We start from the raw sequence: 18718 nt of genomic DNA on the forward strand, positions 1-18718 counted from the left end.
TCGGCGCATCCCTGCGCCTCGCCCCGGCCTTACGGAAACGCTTCGGCGATTTACAGCCGGACCAGGGCGTCGCTGTAAGTTATTAATTTTTCTGAAGCAACGTTCATCGCTTCAGGTAAAAAATTACTGGGGATTCCTCAGTCCTGTGGGAGAGGGTCAGGGTGAGGGCATCAGGCCGGGCAATCCACTGCTCTACTTCAGCGTGCAATCCCCGCACTGCTTAACGTCCGGCAGGCGATAGCGCTGGCAGCAGGTGCGACGAACCAGAAGCCCATCACGGAGAACGACGGTTCGGAACAACGGGTTGTCACGGCCATCGGAAAGCTGTTTTGCAAAGAAACAGGACTGACGCAGGGCCTCAACGTTCTCATCACCGAGCAGCGGCTTCATTTCCGTTAAATACCAGTGGATTAAATAGCCCGTATTGCTCCAGATAAGCTTCCCGTTAATCTCTCCCGTCGCTTCCAGCGCTTCCACCACCGGGATCAGAGTCTGAGTGATGAGCTGCTCCATACGTTCCTGAGCCGTCAGGCGTTCAGCGCTGTGGTTTTCGTGGAGATCAATCCAGAAGCAGGCAGCACGTCCGGTTTCGTGAAACTCAACATGGAAATTATCCGGCGAGAGTTCCAGCATGCTCTTCTGTGTTAACAGCGCCAGCATCAGCGGCGGCACCATCAGCCCGATATACCACTGCGCCCAGAGAGAGAGCAGGGGTTTATTTTCCCGCGTAAGGGTGGGTTGATTGCGATAGATATGGTCGGAATAGGTGGCCAGCAGCGATTGCAGCTTGGACGGCTGTCGCCACTCTGAGAGTGTCATCGCATGGGACGGGGGCGCTTCATCAAGCCGGATAAAGTCCAGCAGGTGGGCGCGCGTTTCCGCAATTTTGTCTCGTATCGCATCTGCAAGCGAAGCATTCCCGCTGGTGAGCGGCGCTCGCCAGAGGAGAGGTTCGACGATGTGTGCAGTATGCGTGGCCATAGTATAGATAGAAATCTAAATGATAATGATTGCCAATCCTAACTATTGCTCATACCAATGGCAAGACTTTTGTCCTGGTGACATCGCCGTGATGTTTACGCCGTCTGAATCTCTTCACTCAACAGAATGTTGTTGCGCCCCATATGCTTTGCTTCGTAGAGGGCTTTGTCCGCTTTTTCCAGCGCGCCTTCCACGTCTTCATCCTCGAAAATGGCAATACCAATGCTGATGGTAACGTTTGTCGCGACGCTTTCGTTAAACAGATGCGGGATTTTCAAATCGTAGACTTTCTGACGGATCCGCTCGGCCGTCTGGCGAGCATGTTCGAGTGAGATGTTGGTCAGCAGCACCATAAATTCTTCCCCACCAAAACGCGCCACAATATCGCGAGAACGCACGGCATCGCGGATTGCCGCAGAGACGCGCTTCAGCGCCTGGTCGCCCATCATATGGCCGTAATGGTCGTTATAGGCTTTGAAGTGGTCGATATCCATCAGCAGGACAAAGTGCTCGCCATTCTCTACCGTGGGCAAATTCTCCAGACGGCTTTGCAGACCGCGACGATTATAGAGCCCGGTAAGCGGGTCCATCATGCTGAGATCGGTAAGGGTTTCTCGTTCCTCCAGAAGGCGAGAAAGGAGCTCCTGAGCAAAACGGTCGTTGCGTCTTTGCAAAATGTTATGAATAGCAATTGCCACCACAGGAAGTGCGAAAGAATAGGTCATTCGCAGCCATATATCATGATCGCTTAACCACAGGCAGACAATAAAGGTGGGCAATGAATGCAGCGTAAAGGCTTTGATATTACTGGCGAACGCCAGCGTGCCGATAAAAAGCACCGTTAAAAGGGCGATTAACAAATACGTCGCATGATCGTGGGTAATTAAGGCGAATTTGGAGACAATTTGCCAGGCCCACAAAATACCGAAGATCCCTGAAACGACAGGAATATTTATCTTCCGCGCGCGCTTTCTCCAGTGCCAGACGAACAGGCCGGTACTGATGGAGAATATAGCAATCAGAGGGGCGGAAAACAGTCGTACAGAATTGAGCGGGTTTGTTACCGAGAACACTGCCGATGTTGCGTTCAGAAATAAAAATAAACGTAACGATAATTGATATTTTCTGTGAACCAAAGACCGCCAGGATTGTGATGTCATAGTCGTGTATTTTTATTAAAATTTAATTAAAACAAATAAATAGATGTCGTTTCGCAATTAAATATGCAAAAAGCTCAAAGAGTAATTATCAGAAAATCTTTAGACGTTGTTAACAGGTGCGCAATTTATCACCTTAGGCAATTCCTGTCATTACGGGAAAGGTAAAGGTCGATGGATTTTGATTCATTCAGCTGACAAATGATAATTCCTGTCATATGATATTGGTTATCATTATCGTTGTGAGAGGGCAGATCATGTTGAACAGGGCGCTGGGAAGTTGTTGGGGGGTATTGCTACCGGGAGCCATTCTCGGCGGTTTGACGTTTGCCGATCTCTCTCTCGATACCTGGAAAGCCATCATTGTATCAGGACTGTTAGTCACGTCAGGCATGATCTGGCATAAGCAACTACGTCACTTTGTTTTACTGCCATCCTGCGTAGCACTGGTCAGTGGAATTCTGGTGATACTGATGAGTTTGAAATAACAGGGAAAAGAAGATCTTCAGAGGGGTTGTAAGATAATTGGTGCGAGGGGGGGGACTCGAACCCCCACATCCTAAGGACACTAACACCTGAAGCTAGCGCGTCTACCAATTCCGCCACCTTCGCACAGTCATCTTACTATTTACATCATTACTATGTTGATATCGCCTCGTTGGTGCGAGGGGGGGGACTCGAACCCCCACATCCGTAAGGACACTAACACCTGAAGCTAGCGCGTCTACCAATTCCGCCACCTTCGCCCAGTGCGAGCAATATCATCGTGATTTATGGTGCGAGGGGGGGGACTCGAACCCCCACATCCGTAAGGACACTAACACCTGAAGCTAGCGCGTCTACCAATTCCGCCACCTTCGCATACCATCGATACTGTAAAAGTATCGTAACCACGGAGGCGCATTCTAGATGTTTTCAGCTTTACGTCAACTGAAAAGTGCTCACCTTTTATTGATTGCTGCAAAAATGGCCGGAACTGAGACGCCTGCTTGCCGGATAGTGATTGCGCTTATCCGGCCTGCAGGAGTGAGATTACTTTTTGGCCTGGCGCGTCATCACGGTACGATAGACCTTAAAGCGGCCGGTCTGCGCGATCACTTCGTGGAAGCCAAAGGTTTCGTCCAGCACTTTCGGGTACGCCAGGAAGGCGTTCGCAACGATACGCAGCTCGCCGCCGCTGTTAAGGTGACGGGTTGCGCCACGGATCAGCGTTTGTGCCGCTTCAAGGCTGGTTTCCATACCGTCGTGGAACGGCGGGTTGGAGATGATCATGTCGAAGCGACCGGTGACGTCAGAGAAGACGTTGCTGGCAATCACCTCGCCTTCAATGCCGTTTGCGGCAAGCGTTGCGCGGCTGGCTTCAACCGCCGGGGCGCTAACGTCACACAGGGTTAAGCGCACCTTTGGCGAATGGCTGGCGAGCACGGTAGAGAGCACGCCAGCGCCGCAGCCCACGTCCAGCACTTTGCCTTTGGTGTGCGGCGTCAGAGTGGAGAGCAGCAGCTTGCTGCCCGTATCCAGCGCGTCACGGCTGAACACGCCCGGCAGGGTTTTGATGGTCAAGCCGTCAAGCTGGTATTCGTCCCAGTAAGCCTGCGCATCAAACGTTGTCTGTTTTTCCAGTCGTCCGTGGTACAGACCACAGCGGCGGGCGCTGTCGACTTTATTCAGCGGCGCGTAGTCTTCCAGCATCTGTTCAGCGCTACGCACGCCGCTGCGGTTCTCTCCTACCACGAAAATATCGCAGCCGACCGGCAGCAGGGAGAGCAGGTTCATCAGCTGGAACTGGGCTTCCGGTTTATTCTTCGGCCAGTAGTAAATCAGCGTATCGCAGTCGGCGATATCGCTCTGCTCCGCCACCAGGCTAAAGCGCGCGCGCTCGCCCATCTGGCGGCTCAGCACCTGCCAGTGGTGGTAATATTGGGTGTGGGCACGGCTTTCAGCACAGTCGAAACGCGCGGGCAGGTCATCCTGCATATCTCCGGCAAACAGAATACGGCTTTCTTCGAAATCATCACTGTGACGCAGCAAGACTTCACTTGCCGGGGTAAATGCAGACATGAATTGTTCCTCAATAAACTCAGGCGGGGATTATAGTAGGTAGATGGCGCACTTTCGACACATTTGCTATATTTGCGCGCCTGAGAGACAGGAGTTTTCCCTATGACATCCCGACGAGACTGGCAGTTGCAGCAGCTGGGCATCACCCAGTGGGCTTTGCGTCGCCCGACGGCGTTGCAGGGCGAAATCGCTATCTCCATCCCGGCGCACGTTCGGCTGGTGATGGTGGCGGAAGAACTGCCTGCCCTGAATGAACCCCTGATCGATGATGTCCTTCGCAGCCTGAAGCTGACGGCCGACCAGGTTTTACCGCTGACGCCAGAGCGTGTCGCGATGCTGCCTCCTGATAGCCGCTGTAACAGCTGGCGTATCGGAGAGACAAATGAGATCTCCCTCCAGGGGAGCCAGATCTGCTCGCCAGCGCTGGACGAACTGAAAGCCAACCCAAAAGCGCGCAGCGCGCTATGGCAACAAATCTGCGAATATGAACACGATTTCTTCCCTCACGACGCCTGACCTGACCACAGCGTTTGCGATTGAAACACGCGCCCACGCGTTTCCGTGGAGCGAAAAAACCTTCGCCAGCAATCAGGGCGAACGGTATCTGAACTACCGCCTGGACGTTGACGGCACCATGGCCGCTTTCGCGATCACGCAGGTTGTTCTTGATGAGGCGACGCTGTTTAATATCGCGGTTGATCCCGCGTTTCAGCGTCGTGGGCTGGGAAGAGAACTGCTTGAGCACCTCATCCGTGAGCTCGAAACCCGTGACGTTTTCACCCTGTGGCTGGAGGTGCGCGCGTCGAATGTCGCCGCCATCGCGCTCTATGAAAGCTTAGGCTTTAACGAGGCGACAATCCGCCGTAACTACTACCCCACCGCAGAGGGACGTGAAGACGCCATCATAATGGCTCTGCCGATTGGATAATAAAAAATAAGGTTGTAACGATGAAATGGGACTGGATTTTCTTTGATGCCGACGAAACGCTGTTTACGTTCGATTCGTTCGGCGGCCTGCAGCGGATGTTTCTCGACTATAGCGTGACCTTCACCGCTGAAGATTTTCAGGACTATCAGGCGGTAAACAAGCCGCTGTGGGTGGATTACCAGAACGGTGCCATCACCGCGTTACAGCTTCAGCACCAGCGCTTTGACGTCTGGGCGGAACGTTTAAAGGTCAGTCCGGGGACGCTGAACGAGGCGTTTCTGAACGCGATGGCGGATATCTGCGCGCCACTGCCGGGCGCGGTTTCCCTGCTGAACGCGTTGAAAGGCAAGGTGAAACTGGGGATCATCACCAACGGTTTTACCGCCCTGCAGCAGATCCGCCTCGAGCGCACCGGCCTGCGCGATCATTTCGACGCGCTGGTGATCTCGGAAGAGGTGGGTGTACCTAAACCGGATCCGCGAATTTTCGATTATGCGCTGGCGCAGGCCGGTAATCCCGACCGCGATCGCGTCCTGATGGTGGGGGATACGGCAGAGTCAGATATTCTGGGCGGCATGAAGGCCGGTTTGTCGACCGTCTGGCTCAACGCGCATGGCCGCGTTAAGCCTGAAGGCATCGAGCCGACCTGGACCGTGACGTCGTTGAACGAACTGGAGCAATTCCTGTGTAAACAATGATTGCCTGCCCCCCGTTGATGGGTAAAATAGCCGCAATTTTGTATTCCATGATGCGTGGCGTGCTGCCGCGCTTATAAAAGAAGATTTAATTATGACGTTGTCTCCTTATCTGCAAGAGGTGGCCAAGCGCCGCACTTTTGCCATTATCTCGCACCCGGATGCCGGTAAAACGACCATCACTGAGAAGGTGTTGCTGTTCGGACAGGCGATCCAGACTGCGGGTACCGTTAAAGGCCGTGGCTCCAGCCAGCATGCAAAATCTGACTGGATGGAGATGGAAAAGCAGCGTGGTATTTCGATTACCACCTCCGTGATGCAGTTCCCGTATCACGACTGCCTGGTGAACCTGCTGGACACCCCGGGGCACGAAGACTTCTCCGAAGATACCTACCGTACCCTGACGGCGGTGGACTGCTGTCTGATGGTGATCGACGCCGCGAAAGGTGTCGAAGACAGGACCCGTAAGCTGATGGAAGTCACCCGTCTGCGCGATACGCCGATCCTCACCTTTATGAACAAACTCGACCGTGACATCCGCGATCCGATGGAAGTGATGGATGAAGTGGAAAACGAGCTGAAGATCGCCTGTGCGCCAATCACCTGGCCAATCGGCTGCGGTAAGCTGTTCAAAGGGGTTTATCACCTCTATAAAGACGAAACTTACCTGTATCAGACCGGTAAAGGCCACACCATTCAGGAAGTGCGCATCGTGAAAGGTCTGGACAACCCGGATCTGGACGCGGCGGTTGGCGAAGAGCTGGCCGCGCAGCTGCGCGACGAGCTGGAGCTGGTGAAGGGCGCGTCTCACGAGTTCGACAAAGAGCTGTTCCTGAGCGGTGAAATCACTCCGGTCTTCTTCGGTACCGCACTGGGTAACTTCGGCGTTGACCACATGCTGGACGGTCTGGTGGAGTGGGCGCCGCGTCCGATGCCGCGTAAAACCGATACCCGTGAAGTGGAAGCGCAGGAAGAGAAATTTACCGGCTTCGTGTTCAAAATTCAGGCCAACATGGATCCGAAACACCGCGACCGCGTGGCCTTTATGCGCGTGGTGTCCGGTAAGTATGAAAAGGGCATGAAGCTGCGCCAGGTACGTACCGGGAAAGATGTGGTGATCTCCGACGCCCTGACCTTTATGGCGGGTGACCGTTCGCACGTTGAAGAGGCCTATCCGGGCGACATCATCGGTCTGCACAACCACGGCACTATTCAGATCGGCGATACCTTCACCCAGGGCGAAATGATGAAGTTCACCGGCATTCCGAACTTCGCGCCGGAGCTGTTCCGTCGTATCCGTCTGCGCGATCCGCTGAAGCAGAAACAGCTGCTGAAAGGCCTGGTGCAGCTCTCCGAGGAGGGCGCCGTGCAGGTCTTCCGCCCAATCGCGAACAACGATCTGATCGTTGGCGCGGTCGGCGTGCTGCAGTTTGACGTGGTTGTCGCGCGTCTGAAGAGCGAATACAACGTGGAAGCGATTTACGAATCGGTGAACGTCGCGACCGCGCGCTGGGTTGAGTGTTCTGACGTGAAGAAATTCGAAGAATTTAAGCGTAAGAATGAAGTTCAGCTGGCGCTGGATGGCGGCGATAACCTGACCTATATCGCGCCAACCATGGTGAACCTGAACCTGACGCAGGAACGTTATCCCGACGTTCAGTTCCGTAAAACCCGCGAGCACTAATCCCCTCTCAGAGCACGGCTGCCGCCGTGCTCTTCTTTAATTCCTGTCTTATTAATCCCTTGCGGAATGTTCTTAATTCAACGCAATTTCACGCTATTCGCGCGTTTTTTACCCAATTCTGAAAGCGGCTCTGTGAGAGTGATCTATATTTAACTCAGTGTTTAACACCGGGCGTGGATAAATTAACTGTTCAATGCATGACTTTATGTTATCCATTTTGCCCGTGTGTTTATTCGCAATATATATCACTACTAAGGAAGTGCGTAGCCCGAATAACGGGTCAACACAGGAATAGATCGATGAATATGACAAGACTGAAGATTTCTAAAACTCTGCTGGCTGTAACCCTGGGTAGCGTTCTGGTGAGCGGCTCCGCCCTCGCGGAAAGCAGCACCATGGATAAAGCACAATCCACGGCCGATAGCGCAGGGCAAAAAATCGATAGCTCTATGAATAAAGTCGGCAACTTCATGGATGACAGCTCAATCACAGCAAAAGTGAAAGCCGCGCTGGTGGATGATGAAGCCATTAAGAGCACCGATATTTCCGTTAAGACCGACAAGAAAGTGGTCACGCTGAGCGGCTTTGTTGAAAGCCAGGCTCAGGCAGAACAGGCGGTGAAAGTCGCGAAAGGCGTCGAAGGTGTTGCCTCCGTCAGCGATAAACTGCACGTACGTGACGGCAAAAACGCGTCGGTGAAAGGTTACGCCGGTGATGCCGCCACCACCAGCGAAATCAAAGCTAAACTTTTAGCAGATGACATCGTGCCGTCCCGTAAGGTGAAAGTAGAAACCACCGATGGTGTGGTTCAGCTTTCCGGTACGGTAGATTCGCAGGCGCAAAGTGAACGTGCCGAGTCCATTGCGAAAGCGATTGATGGTGTGAAAAGCGTTAAAAACGATCTGAAAACGAAGTAAATCTGGACCATTCGCCCGCCAGGCTAACACCTGCGGGCGATATAAGAACGACTCTGGAAAAACGCCGGTGAGTGACCTGAGCGCTCACGTTTAGCGGCCGACATTAACTATGGTAAAGGAGAAGCTTATGTTTCGTTGGGGCATTATATTTCTGGTTATCGCGTTAATTGCCGCCGCATTGGGCTTTGGTGGACTGGCAGGTACAGCGGCATGGGCAGCTAAAATTGTCTTCGTTGTGGGTATTATTCTGTTCCTGGTCAGCCTGTTTACGGGTCGTAGACGTCCGTAGCAAACGCAATATTCCTTCAACAAAAAAAAGCCAGTCGCAGTGACTGGCTTTTTCTTATTTGCGTAACAGGTCGGGTGCGTTACTGTGGTGTTATAAAATAATCAAAACAGGAAAGCAGAGGTGGGGCAACGAATTCCCGTTACGCTCGGCAATATTGCGCCGCTGACGTTAAAACCGTTTCGCGCAGGTCAACTCGCGCTGGTCTGCGAAGGTGGAGGACAGCGCGGCATTTTCACCGCCGGCGTGCTGGACGAATTTATGCGCGCGCAGTTCAACCCGTTTGACCTCTACTTCGGCACGTCTGCCGGGGCGCAGAACCTTTCTGCCTATGTCTGCAACCAGCCCGGCTACGCGCGAAAGGTCATCATGCGCTACACCACAGCGAAAGAGTTTTTTAATCCGGTGCGCTTTGTGCGCGGCGGTAACCTGATCGATCTCGACTGGCTGCTGGAGTCGACCTCCAGCCAGATGCCGCTGGCCATGGATACTGCGGCCCGTCTGTTTGATAGCGGCAAAGAATTCTGGATGTGCGCGAGCCGGGGGGATGACTATTCGCCGGGCTATTTTTCGCCTCAAAAAGAGAACTGGCTGGACATCATCCGTGCCTCCAGCGCGATCCCCGGTTTTTATCGTACCGGTGCGCTGCTGGACGGCATTAGCTATCTGGACGGGGGGATCAGTGACGCGGTACCGGTGCAGGAAGCCGCCCGTCGCGGGGCGAAAACCATTGTGGTGATCCGTACCGTACCGTCGCAAATGTATTACACGCCGCAGTGGTTTAAACGGATGGAGCGCTGGTTGGGCGACAGCAGCCTGCAGCCGCTGGTGAACATCGCGAAGCAGCATGAAACCACCTACGGCGCGATGCAGCGCTTCATTGAAAAACCGCCGGGTAAGCTGCGTATTTTTGAAATCTATCCGCCTAAGCCGCTGCTGAGCATGGCCCTGGGCAGCCGCGTCCCTGCGCTGCGCATGGATTACAAAACGGGACGGCTGTGCGGGCGCTACTTCCTGGCAACGGTAGGGAAAATGCTGGCGGAGCAGCCACCGCTTCATCGCCATAAACGCATTATTACGCCGCCTGCGATTGTCGCCAACGATGCCCTGACGATGCCGCTGGTGGACATCCCGCAGGCGAATGACGCTTTACTGGATAACGAGGATCTGGCGTGACGCACCGCTTTGTCGATACCCACTGCCACTTTGATTTCCCGCCGTTTACGGGGGAGGAAGCGCAAAGCATTGCGAAAGCGGCTGACGCAGGCGTTCAGGCCATCATTGTGCCGTCAGTGGAAGCGGCGTACTTTTCCCGCGTGCTGGATCTTTCTGCACGACACCCCGCGCTCTATGCGGCGCTCGGCCTGCATCCGATCGTGATTGAGCGGCATCGTGATGAGCACATAGAGAGACTTGATGAGATAGTGCAGACCGCAGGCGACAAGCTTGTCGCCATCGGGGAGATCGGCCTCGATCTTTATCGCGAGAACCCGCAGTTTGAGCGCCAGCAGACGATCCTCGACGCGCAGCTCAGGCTGGCGAAGCGTCACGATCTGCCGGTGATCCTCCATTCAAGACGCACGCACGATAAGCTGGCGATGCACCTGAAACGCATCGATCTGCCGCGCAGGGGCGTCGTGCACGGTTTCTCCGGCAGCCTGCAGCAGGCGCAGCGTTTTATTGAGCTGGGCTATAAAATCGGCGTCGGTGGCACCATCACCTATCCGCGAGCCAGTAAAACCCGGGACGTGATGGCGCAGCTGCCGCTGTCGGCACTTCTGCTGGAAACCGACGCGCCGGATATGCCACTGAATGGTTTTCAGGGTCAGCCGAATCGCCCGGAACAGGCGGCGCGCGTGTTTGCCACCCTGTGTGAACTGCGAAAAGAGCCTGAAGAGGTGATTGCCGATGCGCTGCTGGAAAATACGCGGTCGGTATTTGGTATCACGCTATAGGTAAAGCGCCGGGCGGATCACCGTTATCTTCTGTTTTTCCAGCGCCAGTGCCAGCGGTTCAACGTCCTCGGGCGTGGCGCTGCGCCATGACGCTGCCTCACCGTACACGCCATGCCCATGAAACGCGTTAATACGCACCGGAATATTCCCCAGCCCGTGGATAAACGTTGTCAGCGGTTTCAGATGTTCCAGATAATCACATTGCTCTGGGATCACCAGGAGCCTCAATTCAGTCAGCCGTTGATGCTGTGCCAGCCAGCGAATACTCTGTTTAATCTGCGGGTTTTCGCGCCCGGTCAGAAAACGGTGATGCTCATTGTCCCACGCCTTCAGATCCAGCATCGCGCCATCCAGTACCGGCAGCAGCTTTTGCCAGCCGGTTTCGCTTAACAGACCGTTGCTGTCGACCAGACAGGTGAGGTGGTGCAGGGTGGGATCGGCTTTGATCGCAGTGAACAGGGCGATCAAAAACGGTAATTGCGTTGTGGCTTCACCGCCGCTGACGGTGATCCCTTCGATAAACGGTGCGGATTTGCGGACCTGAGCGAGGATCTCTTCCACGCTGAAGCGGTGCGCCATAGGCGTTGCCTGCTGCTGACACAGGTGCAGACAGGTGTCGCACTGCTGGCAGTCGCTCTCCTGCCACCAGACGCGCCCGGCCTGAATGGTCAGCGCGTCGTGCGGACAGTGGGGCACGCAGTCCCCGCAGTCGTTGCAGCGGCCAATCGTCCACGGGTTGTGGCAGGTTTTACAGCGCAGGTTACAGCCCTGCAGGAACAGGGCCAGGCGGCTGCCCGGCCCGTCCACACAGGAAAAAGGAATGACCTGACTAACTAAAGCGCATCTGCTGTTCATGGCTAATCACGCGCGGCTGACGTTCCAGAATGCGGGTATTGCGTGCGGCTTCTTCCCCCAGCCACGTGGTGTTCGTTCTCGAACCTGCTTCCCGGTATTTCTCCAGATCCGATAGCCGCACCATATACCCGGTGACGCGTACCAGATCGTTACCCGCTACGTTGGCGGTAAATTCACGCATACCCGCCCTGAACGCGCCCAGGCACAGCTGAACCACCGCCTGCGGGTTGCGTTTTACCGTCTCATCCAGCGTCAGGATATCGCTTATCCCGGAAGAGTAGTGCTTGTGATGGGGAGCTACCGCCAGCAGGTGGCTGATGGGATCCGGCTCGTCGCCGTAGGGCAGGCGCGCGCCCGGCGTGGTGCCGGAGTCGGAGCTGATCCCCGACTGCGCGTGAAGCATCGCGCGCTGCTTCCAGCCGTGCTTCACCGGCGTGTTTTCGACAAACGCCGCAAGCTGTTCGCTGATGCGATAGCCCAGCGCGTTGGCCTGCTCATCTTTGCCGTAACGTCCCGCGATGCCAGCTTTCTCACAGAGCACGTTTACCGCTTCCGCCAGTCCGTACATGCCAAACATCGGCACAAACCGATCGGCATCAATCAGCCCCTCTTTTACCAGGAAGCTATTCTCAAAGAAGCCAGATTGCTCGTACAGGAAACCACAGCGTGCATCGATGATGGCCATTTGCTGCTGGCAATAGTGCGGGAGCGTGCGGGTGAAGAAGTCTTCAATGGACGTGCTGCATTCAGCAATGGCTTTGAGATTAAGGCGCACCAGGGTGCTGCCACCGCCAGCCAGAGGCAGGGAGTTGTAACAGCTCACCACGCCATAACGACCTTTTGTGAAAATTTTATCATTCACTGGGCCATTAGAAATGTGCGGTTTACTGCATTCACATATGTTTTTTGCTACCTCAAGCAGCAAATCGTCCGGGGTGGTCTCTGGATCATAAATAAAGGTCAGGTTCGGCGCGACCTGCTTCAGCTCTGCATCGGCACGCAGAATTGCACGGGTGATGGGCGTATCTTCCGGCCCGATATTGGCATGCATAAAGGCATCCGGCAGCGTACGGTCAAGATAGCGCCAGAAACGTTTTATTCGGCTATTGATTTCTTCTTGTGTTAGAATTCTAACATATGGTTGCAGCAGCGCATCAAGCTGGCCGAGATAGACCGGCATCGATGTGACGGACGGAACATGGTGATAAAGGATGGTTAGCAGCGAGAGGGCATCGTCGAGATCTTTTGCCCCTTCCAGCACCAGCCATTCTGAACCGTTAGCCAGAAATTTTGCGTAATCCGGCAGAACGTAACGGGGTTTGTAAGGCGCATGGCCTTCGAACATGTCGCAGATAAACCCCTCGTCCAGCGCGGCGCGCGCAGCTTCAGGAAGTGCCGGATACGGCAGGTTGTTTTCCGCTTCCAGCGCCAGAAAATGACGTTTTTGTTCCGCGGATAACACCGGGCTTGTCACAATCTGCTGGCAACGTTGCTGCAGGGCGTCGGGGCTGGAGTGGGGCATATTCGCTTCCTTGAATGTTCTGCGGATGATGAACGGATTGTAGAAAGCCTGCCTGTTGGCGCTTTTGATCCCACAGGGGGTATTGCTGCTTTAGTCGACAATTTGCGCACTAAAGTTTGAAGAAGATCTCATTACAGTAATGCAAATTTGTACGCAGTTTTCATTAACTGTGATGAATGTCGAAGTGTGGATGCGGGTGGATGTTAGAATACTCACAGACCCGCAAGGTAAAATTTATACGGCACTGCCGTTGGAGATTGTTATGACCGATTTAACTGCAAGCAGCCTGCGCGCGTTGAAACTGATGGACCTGACTACCCTGAACGATGACGACACCAATGAGAAAGTCATCGCCCTGTGCCATCAGGCGAAAACGCCAGTGGGTAACACCGCAGCCGTTTGTATCTACCCGCGCTTTATCCCGATTGCCCGTAAGACGCTGAAAGAGCAGGGCACGCCGGACGTGCGCATTGCAACCGTGACTAACTTCCCGCACGGCAACGACGATATCGAGATTGCGCTGGCAGAAACCCGCGCGGCGATTGCTTACGGTGCAGACGAAGTTGACGTGGTGTTCCCATACCGCGCGCTGATCGCCGGCAACGAGCAGGTCGGTTTTGACCTGGTGAAGGCCTGTAAAGACGCGTGTGCGGCGGCAAACGTGCTGCTTAAAGTGATCATCGAAACCGGCGAGCTGAAAGAAGAGGCGCTGATTCGTAAGGCATCTGAAATCTCCATCAAAGCCGGTGCGGATTTCATTAAAACCTCTACCGGTAAAGTGCCGGTTAACGCCACCCCGGAAAGCGCGCGCATCATGATGGAAGTGATCCGCGACATGGGCGTGTCCAAAACCGTTGGTTTCAAACCTGCGGGCGGCGTGCGTACCGCCGAAGACGCGCAGCAGTTCCTGGCGATTGCTGACGAACTGTTCGGCACCGACTGGGCCGATTCCCGTCACTACCGTTTCGGTGCGTCCAGCCTGCTGGCTAGCCTGCTGAAGGCGCTGGGTCACGGCGACGGTAAGAGCGCAAGCAGCTACTGATTGCCAGACAACGCCGGATGACGCTTCGCTTATCCGGCCTACAGGATCGTAGGGCGGGTAAGCGTAGCGCCACCCGCCACAATTCCCCCGATTCCGCATGGAGGTTACCGTGTTTCTCGCACAAGAAATTATTCGTAAAAAACGTGATGGTCATGCATTAAGCGACGAAGAGATCCGCTTCTTTATCAACGGCATTCGTGATAACACCGTCTCAGAAGGGCAGATTGCGGCTCTGGCGATGACCATTTTCTTCCACGATATGTCGATGCCTGAGCGCGTGTCGCTGACCATGGCGATGCGAGATTCAGGAACCGTTCTGGACTGGAAAAGCCTCAACCTTAACGGCCCGATTGTGGATAAACATTCCACCGGCGGCGTGGGCGACGTAACGTCTCTGATGCTCGGCCCAATGGTGGCAGCCTGTGGCGGTTACATCCCGATGATCTCCGGACGCGGCCTGGGCCACACTGGCGGTACGCTCGACAAACTGGAAGCCATTCCGGGCTTCGATATCTTCCCGGATGACAACCGCTTCCGCGACATTATTAAAGACGTTGGTGTGGCGATTATCGGCCAGACCAGCTCTCTTGCTCCGGCAGACAAGCGTTTCTACGCGACCCGCGACATCACCGCGACCGTTGACTCCATCCCGCTGATCACCGCCTCTATCCTGGCGAAGAAGCTGGCAGAAGGGCTGGACGCGCTGGTGATGGACGTGAAGGTAGGCAGCGGCGCGTTTATGCCAACCTATGAACTCTCTGAGGCGCTGGCCGAAGCGATCGTTGGCGTCTCCAACGGCGCGGGCGTGCGCACCACCGCACTGCTCACCGATATGAACCAGGTGCTGGCTTCCAGCGCCGGTAACGCCGTCGAAGTGCGTGAGGCGGTACAGTTCCTCACCGGCGAATACCGTAACCCGCGCCTGTTCGACGTCACCATGGCGCTGTGCGTTGAGATGTTAATCTCCGGCAAGCTCGCCAAAGACGACGCCGACGCCCGCGCGAAGCTGCAGGCGGTGCTGGACAACGGCAAAGCGGCGGAGATCTTCGGCCGCATGGTCGCGGCGCAGAAAGGCCCGACCGACTTCGTCGAAAACTACGCGAAATACCTGCCAACCGCGACGCTCAGCAAAGCGGTGTATGCCGATAGCGAAGGGTTTGTTTCTGCGATGGACACCCGTGCCCTCGGCATGGCGGTGGTCTCGATGGGCGGCGGCCGTCGTCAGGCGTCAGACACCATTGATTACAGCGTCGGCTTTACCGATATGGCCCGTCTGGGCGACAGCGTTGACGGCCAACGTCCGCTGGCGATGATCCACGCCAAAGACGAAGCCAGCTGGCAGGAAGCGGCGAAAGCGGTGAAGGCGGCCATCACGCTTGACGATAAAGCACCGGAAACCACACCGACTGTCTATCGCCGTATCACCGAATAGCGGTATACTGATCTGATCGATAATTTTTGAAGCACTACGTACGGAGAACAATTATGAAACGTGCATTTATTATGGTGCTGGACTCATTCGGCATCGGCGCAACCGAAGATGCAGAACGTTTTGGTGACGTGGGTTCCGATACCATGGGTCACATCGCGGAAGCCTGTGCGAAAGGCGAAGCGGACAACGGTCGTAAAGGCCCTCTGACTCTACCCAACCTGACCCGCCTTGGTCTGGTGAAAGCGCATGAAGGCTCTACCGGTAAAATCGCAGCCGGTATGGACGGCAACGCGGAAGTCGTGGGCGCCTACGGCTGGGCGCACGAGCTTTCCTCCGGTAAAGACACCCCGTCTGGCCACTGGGAAATCGCCGGTGTGCCGGTGCTGTTCGACTGGGGCTACTTCTCCGATCACGAGAACAGCTTCCCGCAGGAGCTGCTCGATAAGCTGGTGAAGCGTGCCAACCTGCCGGGCTACCTCGGTAACTGCCACTCTTCCGGTACCGTGATTCTGGACCAGCTCGGCGAAGAGCATATGAAAACCGGCAAGCCGATTTTCTACACCTCTGCTGACTCCGTGTTCCAGATTGCCTGCCACGAAGAGACGTTTGGCCTGGATAAACTCTACGAGCTGTGCGAAATCGCACGCGAAGAGCTGACCGAAGGCGGCTACAACATTGGCCGCGTGATCGCGCGTCCGTTTATCGGCGACAAAGCGGGTAACTTCCAGCGTACCGGTAACCGTCACGACCTGGCCGTTGAGCCGCCAGCGCCAACCGTGCTGCAGAAGCTGGTCGATGAGAAAGACGGTCACGTGGTGTCCGTGGGTAAAATCGCGGACATCTACGCCAACTGCGGCATCACCAAAAAAGTGAAAGCCACCGGTCTGGATGCGCTGTTCGATGCCACCATCAAAGAGATGAAAGAAGCGGGCGACAAGACCATTGTCTTCACCAACTTCGTGGACTTCGACTCCTCCTGGGGTCACCGTCGCGACGTCGCGGGTTATGCTGCGGGTCTTGAACTGTTCGACCGCCGTCTGCCGGAGCTGATGGAGCTGGTGGGTGAAGATGACATTCTGATCCTGACCGCGGACCACGGCTGTGACCCAACCTGGACCGGTACCGACCACACCCGTGAGCACATTCCGGTGCTGGTGTACGGCCCGAAAGTGAAGCCGGGCTCGCTCGGTCACCGTGAAACCTTCGCGGACATCGGCCAGACTATTGCGAAATACTTTGGTACGTCTGACATGGAATATGGCAAGGCCATGTTCTGAATCATGTAGGGTGCGGTCTGATGCCCTCACCCCGGCCCTCTCCCACAGGGAGAGGGTGAAAAGAATAAACAATGTAAAAGGAACTGAAGATGGCAACTCCTCACATTAATGCAGAAATGGGTGATTTCGCTGACGTCGTATTGATGCCGGGCGACCCGCTGCGCGCGAAGCACATTGCAGAAACTTTCCTGGAAGACGTGCGTGAAGTGAACAACGTTCGCGGCATGCTGGGCTTCACCGGTACCTATAAAGGCCGCAAAATCTCCGTCATGGGCCACGGTATGGGTATCCCATCCTGCTCTATCTACACCAAAGAGCTGATCACCGACTTCGGCGTGAAGAAAATCATCCGCGTTGGCTCCTGCGGCGCGGTGCGTATGGACGTTAAGCTGCGCGACATCGTTATTGGTATGGGCGCCTGCACCGATTCCAAAGTTAACCGCATGCGTTTCAAAGACCATGACTTCGCGGCAATTGCAGACTTCGGCATGGTACGTGACGCGGTTGACGCGGCAAAAGCGCTGGGCGTTGACGCGCGCGTGGGTAACCTCTTCTCTGCTGACCTGTTCTATGCACCGGACGGCGGTGAGATGTTCGACGTGATGGAAAAATACGGCATCCTGGGCGTGGAAATGGAAGCGGCGGGCATCTACGGCGTGGCGGCGGAGTTTGGTGCGAAAGCGCTGACCATCTGCACCGTGTCTGACCATATCCGTACCCACGAGCAGACCACTGCCGCTGAGCGTCAGACGACCTTCAACGACATGATCAAAATCGCGCTGGAATCCGTTCTGCTGGGCGATAAAGAGTAATTCTGTCTCTTCCCTCCCTCTCCCTTTGGGAGAGGGCCGGGGTGAGGGCACCAAACCGCACTTAACGTACGGCCTGCGCAATCCATGCTGACAAATCCCTTAACTCTTTTTCCTGCTCCGGGAAATCCCCAATCAACGCGTCGCATTCCTGCTGCAGCATATCCGCCCGGTATAAACAGCCCTGCAAACGTGCCGCCAGCGCCTCTAACGGTGCCGGATTCAGGCTATCGGTAAACACCTGCGTGCGGGTGATATGGCCTTTCTCCACGTCAAAATGCAGCTCCACGCCGCCCCAGGTAAAACGCTCATCCAGCAGATGGGAAAACGCAGGAGCCTGGCCGAAGTTCCACTCCCAGCTGCTCTGGCGGGCGAAGGTTTCGGCAAAGTTGGGCAGGTCCGGGGTTTTATCAGGAGAGATCACTTCGGCTTTCACGCGCTCGCCGTAATGTTCAAAGAACGCGTCACGGATCGCATCGCAAATCTGCTCGTGCGTAATCCCCGGCAGCAGCTCCACTAGATTCGCCACGCGCCCGCGCACGGAGGTAATCCCCTTAGCCTGGAGCTTTTTCTTGTCCGGATTCAGGTAGTTCGCCAGACGGCTCAGATCGGCATTCAGCAACAGGGTGCCGTGGTGGAACCCGCGATCCATCGTTTCGCGGTAGGCGGAGCCGGAGACCTTCCGGTCGCCCTCGGGGGTTTTGACCACCAGATCGTTACGTCCGGAGGCTTCAGCCTTCACGCCGAGTGAATTCAGCGCATTGAGGACAATGGAAGTAGAGATGGTTTTGTCGTACTCCGGTTTTCCTGCCATAAAGGTAAAGCAGGTATTGCCCAGATCGTGGAACACCGCACCGCCGCCGCTGCTCCGGCGCGCCAGGCGGACGTTGTCCTCTTCCATACGCCGGGTGTTGCACTCTTTCCATGGGTTTTGCGCACGACCAATGACCACCGTATCGGCGTTACGCCAGAGAAACAGTACGCGCTGGGTGGCGGGCATCTGGCGGAAGATGCACTCTTCTACCGCGAGATTAAACCAGGGATCGTAAGAGTCAGAGATAAGCAGGCGTAACGTCGTCATGGCAAAGTTCCTTTTCCGAATCGTTCGCCTACTTTA

The 18718-nt window shown here is 55.4% G+C and carries 19 protein-coding genes and 3 tRNA genes; 13 read left to right on the forward strand and 9 right to left on the reverse strand.

Features of this window, described 5'->3' with window-relative positions; translation table 11 throughout:
• Window positions 1-192 precede the first annotated feature (192 nt).
• Both fhuF and AC4IC4_RS02945 read right to left on the reverse strand, forming a co-directional pair.
• Complete coding sequence (gene fhuF / locus AC4IC4_RS02940; protein WP_491472129.1) at window positions 193-981, reverse strand: siderophore-iron reductase FhuF; 789 nt, start codon at window positions 979-981, stop codon at window positions 193-195.
• A gap of 95 nt (window positions 982-1076) precedes the next feature.
• Window positions 1077-2141 (reverse strand): GGDEF domain-containing protein, encoded by a 1065-nt coding sequence (locus AC4IC4_RS02945; protein WP_032649902.1) that lies wholly within the window; start codon window positions 2139-2141, stop codon window positions 1077-1079.
• A gap of 215 nt (window positions 2142-2356) precedes the next feature.
• On the opposite strand from AC4IC4_RS02945, the gene AC4IC4_RS02950 reads away from it, so the two are divergent.
• Window positions 2357-2626 carry a DUF1435 domain-containing protein gene (locus AC4IC4_RS02950; protein WP_032649899.1) on the forward strand — a complete coding sequence of 90 codons (270 nt, stop codon included), beginning with the start codon at window positions 2357-2359 and terminating at the stop codon, window positions 2624-2626.
• A 38-nt stretch (window positions 2627-2664) separates the two neighbouring features.
• Here the strand turns inward: AC4IC4_RS02950 and AC4IC4_RS02955 are convergent.
• The 4 genes from AC4IC4_RS02955 to rsmC all read right to left on the reverse strand — a co-directional run bounded on the left by AC4IC4_RS02955 (window position 2665) and on the right by rsmC (window position 4199).
• Window positions 2665-2750: transfer RNA gene (locus AC4IC4_RS02955), tRNA-Leu, on the reverse strand.
• 47 nt (window positions 2751-2797) lie between these two features.
• Window positions 2798-2884: transfer RNA gene (locus AC4IC4_RS02960), tRNA-Leu, on the reverse strand.
• A gap of 28 nt (window positions 2885-2912) precedes the next feature.
• Window positions 2913-2999: transfer RNA gene (locus AC4IC4_RS02965), tRNA-Leu, on the reverse strand.
• 171 nt (window positions 3000-3170) lie between these two features.
• A complete protein-coding gene (gene rsmC / locus AC4IC4_RS02970; protein WP_024908271.1) occupies window positions 3171-4199 on the reverse strand; it encodes a 16S rRNA (guanine(1207)-N(2))-methyltransferase RsmC in 1029 nt (342 codons plus the stop codon).
• Between the two features lie 102 nt (window positions 4200-4301).
• Between rsmC and AC4IC4_RS02975 the strand changes: the two genes are divergently transcribed.
• The 8 genes from AC4IC4_RS02975 (at window position 4302) to AC4IC4_RS03010 (ending at window position 10664) form a co-directional block, all read left to right on the forward strand.
• Entirely contained in the window at window positions 4302-4715 is a 414-nt protein-coding gene (locus tag AC4IC4_RS02975) for a DNA polymerase III subunit psi (protein ID WP_061715999.1), read from the forward strand.
• A complete protein-coding gene (gene rimI, locus AC4IC4_RS02980) occupies window positions 4684-5127 on the forward strand; it encodes a ribosomal protein S18-alanine N-acetyltransferase (protein WP_023334424.1) in 444 nt (147 codons plus the stop codon). Before AC4IC4_RS02975 ends, rimI begins: the two co-directional genes overlap by 32 nt.
• 20 nt (window positions 5128-5147) lie before the next feature.
• On the forward strand, window positions 5148-5825 hold the full coding sequence (gene yjjG / locus AC4IC4_RS02985; RefSeq protein ID WP_491472130.1) for a pyrimidine 5'-nucleotidase: 678 nt from the start codon (window positions 5148-5150) through the stop codon (window positions 5823-5825).
• 91 nt (window positions 5826-5916) lie between these two features.
• Window positions 5917-7506, forward strand: a complete 1590-nt coding sequence (gene prfC, locus AC4IC4_RS02990) for a peptide chain release factor 3 (RefSeq protein WP_024908269.1) — start codon at window positions 5917-5919, stop codon at window positions 7504-7506.
• A gap of 299 nt (window positions 7507-7805) precedes the next feature.
• Window positions 7806-8423 (forward strand): molecular chaperone OsmY, encoded by a 618-nt coding sequence (gene osmY, locus AC4IC4_RS02995; RefSeq protein ID WP_008502075.1) that lies wholly within the window; start codon window positions 7806-7808, stop codon window positions 8421-8423.
• A gap of 127 nt (window positions 8424-8550) precedes the next feature.
• Window positions 8551-8712: a DUF1328 domain-containing protein gene (locus tag AC4IC4_RS03000; RefSeq protein WP_003856556.1), complete on the forward strand. Its 162-nt coding sequence runs from the start codon at window positions 8551-8553 to the stop codon at window positions 8710-8712.
• A gap of 120 nt (window positions 8713-8832) precedes the next feature.
• Entirely contained in the window at window positions 8833-9885 is a 1053-nt protein-coding gene (locus AC4IC4_RS03005; RefSeq protein WP_024908268.1) for a patatin-like phospholipase family protein, read from the forward strand.
• Window positions 9882-10664 (forward strand): TatD family hydrolase, encoded by a 783-nt coding sequence (locus tag AC4IC4_RS03010; protein ID WP_024908267.1) that lies wholly within the window; start codon window positions 9882-9884, stop codon window positions 10662-10664. The genes AC4IC4_RS03005 and AC4IC4_RS03010 overlap by 4 nt, the downstream gene beginning before the upstream one ends.
• On the opposite strand, the gene AC4IC4_RS03015 is transcribed toward AC4IC4_RS03010, so the two are convergent.
• Both AC4IC4_RS03015 and AC4IC4_RS03020 read right to left on the reverse strand, forming a co-directional pair.
• Entirely contained in the window at window positions 10659-11519 is an 861-nt protein-coding gene (locus AC4IC4_RS03015) for a YjjW family glycine radical enzyme activase (RefSeq protein ID WP_491472131.1), read from the reverse strand. The genes AC4IC4_RS03010 and AC4IC4_RS03015 overlap by 6 nt on opposite strands.
• Window positions 11494-13041: a YjjI family glycine radical enzyme gene (locus AC4IC4_RS03020; RefSeq protein ID WP_491472132.1), complete on the reverse strand. Its 1548-nt coding sequence runs from the start codon at window positions 13039-13041 to the stop codon at window positions 11494-11496. The genes AC4IC4_RS03015 and AC4IC4_RS03020 overlap by 26 nt, the downstream gene beginning before the upstream one ends.
• 262 nt (window positions 13042-13303) lie before the next feature.
• Between AC4IC4_RS03020 and deoC the strand changes: the two genes are divergently transcribed.
• The 4 genes from deoC (at window position 13304) to deoD (ending at window position 17604) form a co-directional block, all read left to right on the forward strand.
• Window positions 13304-14083, forward strand: a complete 780-nt coding sequence (gene deoC / locus AC4IC4_RS03025) for a deoxyribose-phosphate aldolase (protein ID WP_491472133.1) — start codon at window positions 13304-13306, stop codon at window positions 14081-14083.
• Between the two features lie 109 nt (window positions 14084-14192).
• Entirely contained in the window at window positions 14193-15515 is a 1323-nt protein-coding gene (gene deoA / locus AC4IC4_RS03030) for a thymidine phosphorylase (RefSeq protein WP_491472134.1), read from the forward strand.
• A gap of 53 nt (window positions 15516-15568) precedes the next feature.
• Window positions 15569-16792: a phosphopentomutase gene (gene deoB, locus AC4IC4_RS03035; protein ID WP_024908262.1), complete on the forward strand. Its 1224-nt coding sequence runs from the start codon at window positions 15569-15571 to the stop codon at window positions 16790-16792.
• An 89-nt stretch (window positions 16793-16881) separates the two neighbouring features.
• Window positions 16882-17604, forward strand: a complete 723-nt coding sequence (gene deoD, locus AC4IC4_RS03040) for a purine-nucleoside phosphorylase (protein ID WP_032649888.1) — start codon at window positions 16882-16884, stop codon at window positions 17602-17604.
• A 61-nt stretch (window positions 17605-17665) separates the two neighbouring features.
• Here deoD and lplA read toward each other — a convergent pair whose 3' ends face one another.
• A complete protein-coding gene (lplA, locus tag AC4IC4_RS03045) occupies window positions 17666-18682 on the reverse strand; it encodes a lipoate--protein ligase (RefSeq protein ID WP_061715994.1) in 1017 nt (338 codons plus the stop codon).
• Window positions 18683-18718: the final 36 nt, after the last annotated feature.

This window comes from Enterobacter sp. Taxon_2 (assembly GCF_058355295.1).